This is a genomic window from Pseudomonas crudilactis (assembly GCF_013433315.1).
Taxonomy (GTDB): domain Bacteria; phylum Pseudomonadota; class Gammaproteobacteria; order Pseudomonadales; family Pseudomonadaceae; genus Aquipseudomonas; species Aquipseudomonas crudilactis.
In genome coordinates this window covers 238926-248593 of sequence record NZ_WXVV01000007.1, presented here as the reverse complement: position 1 = coordinate 248593, position 9668 = coordinate 238926, and the positions used below count along the sequence as shown (strand labels likewise).

Below are 9668 nucleotides of genomic sequence, written 5' to 3'. Positions count from 1 at the left end.
GTTGGGCAGCACACTGACCATCACCGGTTTCAACGCCACCACCGGCGTGGTCAGCTACAGCTACACCCTGGTCGACAACGAAGCGCATCCAACCGCCAATGGCGCGAACAATCTGCCTGAGCAGTTCGCGGTCACCGTGGTCGATGACAACGGCACCACCGCCAATGCCACCCTCGATATCAATATCGTCGACGATCTGCCAAAGGCTGTGGATGACAGCAACGCAGGCACCGCGTCGGAAACCCTGCTGACCCTGACCGGCAACGTCCTGACCAACGACGTGCAAGGCGCCGACCGCGTACCTACTGGGCCGGTAACCCCAGGTACTTTCACCGGGACTTACGGCACCTTGGTACTCAATGCCAACGGCACCTACACCTACACGCTGAACACCAATGACGCCGACTTCAAAAACCTGCACGGTGGCGGCAACGGCACGGAAACTTTCGCCTACACCATCACCGATTCGGACGGTGATACCAGCACTGCGAACCTGGTGCTGAACATCCACAACAACGACGATCAGGTCTACCTCAACGGCCTCGACGTCAATGGCGGCGAGCTGACGGTCTACGAGAAAAACCTCAGTGACGGCACCAGCCCCGACACCCCGGCGCTGACCCAGAGCGGCACCTTCACCGTCACCGCGCTCGATGGCTTGCAAACCCTGACCGTGGGCGGCATCAGCGTGGTGACCGGCGGCGTGGCCGCAGGCTTCCCGCAATCGATCGTCACGCCACTCGGCAGCACGTTGACCATCACCGGCTATAACCCTGCTACCGGTGTTGTGAGCTACAGCTATACCCTGGTCGACAACGAAACCCATCCGAACGCCAACGGCGCCAACAGCATTACCGAGAACTTCAACGTCGTCGCCACCGACACCGATGGCAGCACGGCCAACGGCCAGATCAACGTCAACATCGTCGATGATTTGCCCAGCGCCCACCCTGACGCCGCATCGGTGGCGGAGGGCGGCACGGTCAGTGGCAATGTCCTCGACAACGACATAGGCGGCGCTGACGGCCCGGCCGTGACCGGCGCAGTGGTCGGCGTGCGTGCCGGTTCTGATACCTCGACCTCGGCCATCGGCGGCCTCAACAGCAACATCAATGGCACCTACGGTTACCTGACCCTGGACGCCAACGGCAACGCGGTCTATCACAGCAATCCCAACACCGTGAGCGGCCCGGGCGCGGTGGATGTGTTCACCTACACCGTGCGTGATTCCGACGGTGATGAAAGCACCACCACCATCACCATCGATGTCGCCAACAGCAAACTGTGCGCGACCAGCGACACCGACGTCACGGTCTTCGAGAAAGCCCTCGACCTGACCAAGGACGGCGCGGATCTGGCTCCCGGTACAGTCACTGGCAGCGACCCGACCAGCACTGGCGAAACCGCGTCCGGCACCTTGGTCGGCTCGGTCACCGGGGCGGTCGGCGCGATCAGCTATGCGCTGGTCGGCAGCGCCACCGGCAACTACGGGCAAATCGTCCTCAACCCCAATGGCACTTACACCTACACGCTGACCTCGCCGGCGAGCACCACCCCGCATGCCGACGACGGCGCCAACACCCTGAGTGAAACCTTCACCTATCAGGCCACCGATTCACTGGGCAACATCGTCACCAGCACCATTGTCGTCAGCATCGTCGATGACGTGCCGAAAGCCGTGAACGACAGTAACGCCAACACGGCCTCGGAAACGCAACTGACCCTGACCGGCAATGTGCTGACCAACGATGTACAAGGCGCCGACGTGGTCGCGACCGGACCGAATGCCGGGCCGATCACCGCCGGCACGTTCACCGGCACTTACGGCACGCTGGTGCTCAACGCCAACGGCACGTACACCTACACGCTGAACCCCAACGATGCCGACTTCAAAAACCTGCACGGCGGCGGCAACGGCAGCGAGACGTTCACCTACACCCTGACCGATGCCGATGGCGATACCAGCACCGCCAACCTGGTGCTGAACATCCACAACAACGACGATCCGGTGGTGCTCAACGGCCTCGACGTCAATGGCGGCGAACTCACCGTCTACGAGAAAAACCTCGGCGACGGCACCAGCCCCGACACCCCGGCGCTGACCCAGAGCGGCACCTTCACCGTCACTGCGCTCGATGGCCTGCAAACCCTGACCGTCGGTGGCATTGCCGTGGTCACCAACGGTGTTGCCGCAGGCTTCCCGCAATCTGTCGTCTCGCCGCTGGGCAGCACTTTCACCGTCACCGGTTACAATCCGGCGACCGGGGTCGTCAGTTACAGCTACACCCTGGTCGACAACGAAACCCACCCGAACGCCAACGGTGCCAACAGCCTCACCGAGAACTTCAACGTCGTGGCCACGGACACTGATGGCAGCACGGCTAACGGCCAGATCAACGTCAACATCATCGATGACCTGCCAACCGCCAAACCCGACACCGGCTCGGTGGCCGAGGGCGGTACGGTCAACGTCAGCGTATTGGGCAATGACATCAGTGGTGCCGATGGCGCGGCCACGGTGGTCGGCGTGCGAGCCGGCAGCAACACCGGCAGCTCGGCCATCGGCGGCCTCAACAGCAACATCAATGGCAACTTCGGTTACCTGACCCTCGATGCGGCGGGCAATGCCGTCTATCACAGCAACCCGAACTCGGTGAGCCCACCGGGCGCCACCGACACCTTCACCTACACCATCCGCGACAGCGATGGCGATGAAAGCACCACGACCATCACCATTAATGTCGCCGACAGCAAACTGGTGGCCTCGGTCGATCAGGACGTGACGGTGTATGAAAAAGCCCTCGACCTGAGCAAGGACGGCGCGGATCTGGCCCCCGGTACGGTCACCGGCAGCGATCCGACCAACACCGGCGAAACCGCGACCGGCACGCTGGTTGGTGCGGTCACTGGCGGCACAGGCGCGATCACCTACACCCTGGTCGGCAGCGCCACTGGCACTTACGGGCAGATCCAGCTCAACGCCGACGGCACCTACACCTACACGCTGACCTCGGCACCGAAAACCACACCGAACGCCAACGACGGGGCGAACACCCTCAGCGAAAGTTTCACCTACAAAGCCACCGATGCACTGGGCAACAGCACCACCAGCACCCTCGTGGTGAACATCGTCGATGACGTACCAAAAGCGGTGGCGTCGGATCGCTCGGTGGCAGCGGTGGAGATCGATTCCAACCTGCTCATCGTGCTCGACATCTCCGGCAGTATGGCCGACGCCTCGGGTGTGCCGGGCCTGTCGCGGCTGGCCCTGGCCAAGCAGGCGATCAGCGCCTTGCTCGACAAGTACGACGACCTCGGCGATGTCAAAGTCCAGCTCGTCACCTTCAGCAGCAACGCCACTGATCGAACCACGGTATGGGTCGATGTGGCGACCGCGAAGACGATTCTCGCCGGCCTGACCGCGGGTGGCGGCACCAACTACGACGCCGCGGTGGCGGTGATGCAAACCGCCTTCAACACCTCGGGCAAACTCACCGGGGCACAAAACGTCGGTTACTTCTTCTCGGACGGCAAGCCTAACGAAGGCGACATCAACGCCGCTGATGAAGCCGCGCTGAAAAACTTCCTCGATGCCAACAACATCAAGAACTACGCGATCGGCCTCGGCAGCGGCGTGAGCAACGCCAACCTCGACCCGCTGGCCTATGACGGCATCAGCCACACCAACACCAACGCGGTGGTGGTCACCGATCTCAATCAACTCAACTCGGTGCTCTCGGGCACTGTGCAGGGTGCGCCGGTCACTGGTTCGTTGCTGGGCGAGGGCGGCACCTTCGGCGCCGATGGCGGTTTCATCAAGTCCATCGTGATTGACGGCACCACTTACACCTACGATCCGAAAGCCCTCAGCGGGCAAGGCTCGTTGACGCCAAGCGGCGGCATCAACCACGGCACCTTCAACACCGCCAACAACACGCTGAGCATTGCCACCAATAACGGCGGCACACTGCTGATCAACCTCGACAGCGGCGACTACACCTACACCTCGCAGAAAACCACGGCGGTGGTGATCACCGAGAACATCGGCTTCACCGTCAGCGACAACGATGGCGACCTTGCCAGTTCGACGCTGACCGTGAAAGTGATCCCCAACGCGCCGCCAGTGGCGGTGGACGACCACGTCATCACCAACGTGCTGTCGGGTAATATCGTCGTGCCGGGCGAGTTGCTGTTGGCCAACGATACCGATCCGAATGGCGATACGCTCAACGCCTCACCAACCACCTTCAACACCGGTTGGGTGGCGAAGGGCGCGGACTTAACCGGCACCGGCGCCATTACGTTCAACGGCAACAGCAACAGCGCCGCCAACCAGACCCTGGCCGATGTGCGCAATGCCTTCGCGGCCAACACCGCAGCGATGACCGCTGTACTGGTGATCAGCGGCTACCTCGGCGCGGTGACCAACGCCAATGCCAACGATGAAGACCTGATCACGGTCAAACTGAAACAGGGCGAAACGCTGAACCTGGATCACAACCTGGCAGCCGGGCACATCACTCTGGAGTACTCGCTCAACGGTGGCGCGTTCGTCGCGATTGCCGATGGCGGCACCATCACTGCCAGCGCCGATGGCACCTACCAGATCCACGTCACCAACATCAGCAACCCCAGCGGCGGCGGTAACCCCAACGCGGCGGAAAACTATCAACTGACCATGACGGTCAACTACGCCGGGGCCCACGACATCACCCCGGACTTCCACGGCAGCTACACCGCCAACGATAACCACGGCGGCAGCGACACGGCCAATGTGACCATCAGCTATCAGGACGGCCACACCCTCACCGGCACCTCGGGGGATGACGTGCTGGTGGCCGGCAGCGGCGACAACATCATCAACGCCGGCGACGGCAACGATGTGCTTACCGCCGGTTCCGGCAACAACGAACTGCACGGCGGCGCCGGCAACGACTTGCTCTACAGCGGCCCAGGCAATGACCTGCTCGACGGCGGCACCGGTATCGATACCGCCAGCTATGCCCACGCCACCGCTGCGGTCACCGTCAACCTCGGCCTGCTCGGTGCGCAAAACACCCTTGGCGCCGGCACCGATACGCTGACCGGCATCGAAAATCTGGTCGGCTCGAACTTCAATGACACGTTGACCGGTGACAACAATAACAACGTCATCAACGGTGGTTTGGGCAACGACATCCTCAACGGTGGCGGTGGCGACGACCTGCTGATCGGCGGCATGGGCAACAACACCATGACCGGTGGCTCAGGGGCCGATACCTTCCAGTGGCTCAAGGGCAATAGCGGCCACGACCTGATCACCGACTTCACCCCCGGCACTGACAAGCTCGACCTGTCGCAACTGCTGCAAGGTGAAAACGGCACCACCGCCTCGCTGGATGACTATCTGCACTTTACTGTCAGCGGCAGCGGCGCCTCGGTGCTCACCAGCATCGACGTCAGCGCCATGGCCGGTGCCACGCCGAACCAGACCATCGACCTGGCCGGCGTCAACCTCGCCAGCCATTACGGGGTGACGCCGGGAGCGGGTGGGGTGGTTGCCGGTGGGCATGACACGGCGACGATCATCAGCGGGATGTTGAATGATCATTCGTTGAAGGTGGATACGGTGTAAGCGAAGTCTGAAATGACAAACCCGCCGTCCCGGTTGATGGGGCGGCGGGTTTTTTCTGTCTGATGGTATGGCTTTGCTCATTCTGGCCCCTTCGCGAGCAGGTTCGCTCCCACATTGGAGTGCGGTCAACTGTGGGAGCGAGCCTGCTCGCGAAAGCGCCAGATCTGACGCCGAATAACTCAGAGGTTGATCACGCCTGCATCAACCCGGCAACTCCAGATTATCCATCACCCGATTCACCGCCAGCTCGCCGAGCATGATCAATTGCGCGATCCCCAACAGCGTCCTGCGCTGTGACGCGGGTATGAGGTGGGCGAAGTCATGGGCGATGGTTCTGGCTGAGGCGAGTGTTTCGCTGGCATCGGCCAGCAGTTCTTCGTTTTTGAAGTCTGCGGTCACGGCGTACATCCGGCGGGTTTTGCGTGGCGGTGGGGTGGAGCCGGGTGGGCAGAGGTAGTGATCGAGGGCGCGGTCGGCGGCTTCGTTGAGCTTTTTCGAGTCGAGGGATTCGTACGGGGAGGTGGGGTCGGTTTCAGGCGGGTTGGGCGTTGGTTTGATCATGGTGAGACTCCGTGGTTGATTTGGCCGCCACGGCTCATCGCTAAACAAGTAAAGGTGGCGGCTGTACGCAGGTTAGCGATCCGGGTCACAGAAACCCCGGGTAGACCCGAAGGTCTCCCACGCACAGCCACCATGACGCCAAGTGCAGATAGACAAAGCTGCAATTGAGACTGGGGATTGAGCGTCTGTAAGGTATCGGATCGCTAAACCCGATCGCTGATTCGTCAGCGACCGCACCACAATAGAACCCGCCCCCAAGGCGCACAAGCCGGCGGATTCTGGCGTAGCTGTAGGCAATGGCGCAAGAATTTGTAGCCTGGAAGGCGTGTCTGAAGGTGTCTTTTAAACGACCGTGTTTAAAATGGATTTTGCGCTGACTTCACTGGCCCCTTCGCGGTCAGCAGAAAAAACCTCGATCAAGCCCCGCTGTTTAAATCACTTATTAAATAAGTCCGTCCCCTTTGTCCTAATGGCTCGCTGAAGGTTGTGATATTCAAGTCAAAGCCCAAGGCAAAAGTACGGGGTTATTTCATGCATATCGCACTTTGACGGTCTCCCCCATATCCTGTTCTTGCTGAGAAGCCGTTTTTGTTGACAGCTAAAAAGTCGTAATAAATATTATTTTCAGATCTTAGGAAACGCGTTACATAGGCCCAAGCGTATGTTTCGGTAAATCGGTATTTAATATTCAGGATTGGGGTGTGCACGGTTGAGAGTTCATCTAGTGGAATTATTCTTCCGCCAACAGAAGTGACCCATTTCTGGAAATCTGGTACGTAAATGCTGGGGCTGTAAATATAGTTGATTACATTGCCGGTGGTAACGGTGTAGCTTTTTGATTGTCCGGCAGAGTCCGTTACCGTAATGATGGCCGAGCCATTTCCCTCACTTCTGACTGTGCCTAAGTCATCGACAGATGCAATGCGGTCATCGGACGAGCTATAGACGTATGGGCGGGTGCCACCGTTTGCAGCGCGAAGAGCTGCGGTATTGGCAGGGTCTGCGCCTGTTCTTTCCCACGGGGTATTTGTACCTGCGATAGATACATTTCTGCCCTGGAGTGTGAGCGGTGAAGTATCGACGATAAACTCTGGAATGGAGGTGACAGCATAAAGCCGCAGTGGAAACACAACCGCCTGAGCCTTGTCTGTTGAACCGGCAAAACCGACGGCGAGTTCCACGGTCACTTGGCTGCCGTCCTTGAGCAACTTCAGCCATTCAACTGGTGCCGGTACTGACAACCCATCCACCGAATCATTTGGCTCTCCTGACCTGACATTGGTATTGACCGGGTTGCCAGCGTTGTCAAAACCCTTGCACGTTACCCAGATCGGTTGCCCTGGCTCGAACGACGGCCACTTCAGCGCGATAATCCGGGCGTCGGTGGCCAGTTCATTAACCTCCAGTTCTGTTCCCGTATTGCCGGCGATGTTCGGTGTCGACAGGCGCGCATCCCCATCTGCAATCTTCAGCACCCTGATGTTGACCGAGTCTGATTGCCCCGCCGGCGTGCCATTGCGATTCAGATCCCAGCGCAGCTCAATCACTTTGCCATGCCGCGCCGCCAGAAACTTCGGACTTAACACTGTGTTCACCCGCTTGTTGCTGTTGAATTCCACCAGTGGGAACGGCGACGCGCCCGTTGGCGGATTGACCTCCACCAGTCGGGCCTTGTCGTTGCCTTGGGCCTGGAGGTATTCGATCCGCATGGTCACGCCGTTCGGATAGGCCAGCAGATCAATCGGGCTGACCGCCGGTGCCACTAGAAATGGCGGCAGCAGTTCCACCGGGTTAGTGCCTGTCACCGTTGCTTTCGCCGTGTTGGAGTTACCCACCAGACCCACATCGGGCCTGTGCAATTCATAAGTTACGGTGACGTTACTGCCCGCGAAAACCTTGTCGTTGGGCACTTCAAGGAACAAGGTTTTCTTGGAGCCGAACGGGTCTGCTTCAACTTTGCCGGGAACAGTCACCACTACGTCGGCGGGCTGGCCTGTGTTTTTAGCGGTGTAGGTTGCGAGCACTTCATCGCCCGCCACAAAGCGGTTGTCCGCCGTCAGAATCACCACCAACAACGGATTACCGGCCAGTTTTTGCAGATCGATGATGCTCGCGTCATCTCCCGGGAAGTCTTCCAGTCGTTCCAGCAGGATCGGCATCGGCAGGCGCGTGCCATCCAGATCCTCATCCACACTCTGCACCGGCGACCACGGCGCATCGGTGTCCGGGCCGTTGCCGATCTGGTCGGTGACGGTGTAGGAGAAATGCAGTTTTTTATCCAGACGTTTCGCCTTGTCGAGATAGGCGCGGGTGATGGTGAAGCAAATGGTGATAGGGGGTTCGTCACCTGGATTCGGCGGTTGCGGCGCCTGATTCGGATTGACCTTGGGCTTGGGGTCCAGCAGTTCGCCGTTGCACTTGAGGGTGATGAGGTCGTACGCCCGGCAATACGGATAGGCCACGCACACTTCGGCGCTGACGAAGTCCGGACCGACGCCGTTCTTGATCACATCGGGCAATAGCAATTGGAGTTCGGAGTGGCCACCGGGGTCGGTCAGACGATCCTTGAAGCCGGGGCGGATGCGGTTATAGAGGATTTCCAGCGATGGGGTGGAAGTGCCTCGATTGGCGCTCCCACGCCTGACGGTGTAGTAAAGCTTGTTGACCTTGTCCGGATGCAGTCGACCCTTGGGGATGCGCAACGTGGTGCGCACGTTCGGATCCTCAATGGTCTTGCTGTCCAGTGCGGTCACTTCATCCTCAAGCCAAAGCTCCATGACATCGCCGGGATCCATGGTGCCCGACGACGGTGGGTCGACGAGGACAACGGCGCCTTCACCGTCAGTGACAAGGTCATAAGCCACCAAGGGCACGCCAATATGTGCGCCTACCACGAGCTTGGTCTGGCCGTTGATCATCGGCGGTCTCAGGACGAGGACGGTGTTGTCCGGTGGGGTTGAGGTGGTCATCGATGAGGCTCCTGCGCGATGGGAACGGGCAGGGGTTATCAGAGCGCTTAATTGGAGATTGCGCACCTGTCAGATCTGACAGGTGAGTGCCTTTTCCTGACGAACGGTTATTCGCCCGTCATCAGCTTTTGTGCAGGGTTTTCTGCCGCAAAATATAAACCGTCACCAACACCGCACTGGTCAACATAAACCCCCGCGCCCACGGTAACGGCACCAGGTAGCACGAGAACAGAATGCTCGCCCACATCAGCCCGATCGCGTAGACCTTGCCCTTGAGCGGTATGCCATTGCCATCGAGGTAATCGCGGATCCACGGGCCGAGCCGGGGATGCTCGACAAGCCAGCGATAAAAGCGCGGAGAGCTACGCGCGAAACAGGCCGCGGCGAGCAGAAGGAAAGGGGTGGTGGGCAGGACGGGCAGGAAAATCCCGATCACCCCCAATGCCACGCTGAGCCAGCCGATGGCCAGCAGGAAGTAGCGCAACATCAGGGGGCGGTTGCCTATGGGATTGTCCATAGGCCGG

Annotated in this window: 4 protein-coding genes; 1 reads left to right on the top strand and 3 read right to left on the bottom strand. The window is 60.0% G+C overall.

Annotation, left to right across the window (positions count from 1 at the left end; genetic code table 11):
* Positions 1 to 5614 (top strand): Ig-like domain-containing protein (locus GTU76_RS10440; protein ID WP_180698572.1); only part of this gene is annotated, 5614 nt, incomplete at its 5' end.
* A gap of 201 nt (positions 5615 to 5815) precedes the next feature.
* Here GTU76_RS10440 and GTU76_RS10435 read toward each other — a convergent pair.
* The 3 genes from GTU76_RS10435 to GTU76_RS10420 form a co-directional block, all read right to left on the bottom strand.
* Positions 5816 to 6175: a DUF6124 family protein gene (locus tag GTU76_RS10435; protein WP_180698571.1), complete on the bottom strand. Its 360-nt coding sequence runs from the start codon at positions 6173 to 6175 to the stop codon at positions 5816 to 5818.
* 524 nt (positions 6176 to 6699) lie between these two features.
* Positions 6700 to 9144 (bottom strand): Ig-like domain-containing protein, encoded by a 2445-nt coding sequence (locus GTU76_RS10425; RefSeq protein ID WP_180698570.1) that lies wholly within the window; start codon positions 9142 to 9144, stop codon positions 6700 to 6702.
* A gap of 121 nt (positions 9145 to 9265) precedes the next feature.
* Positions 9266 to 9661 carry a YbaN family protein gene (locus GTU76_RS10420; protein WP_180698569.1) on the bottom strand — a complete coding sequence of 132 codons (396 nt, stop codon included), beginning with the start codon at positions 9659 to 9661 and terminating at the stop codon, positions 9266 to 9268.
* Positions 9662 to 9668: the final 7 nt, after the last annotated feature.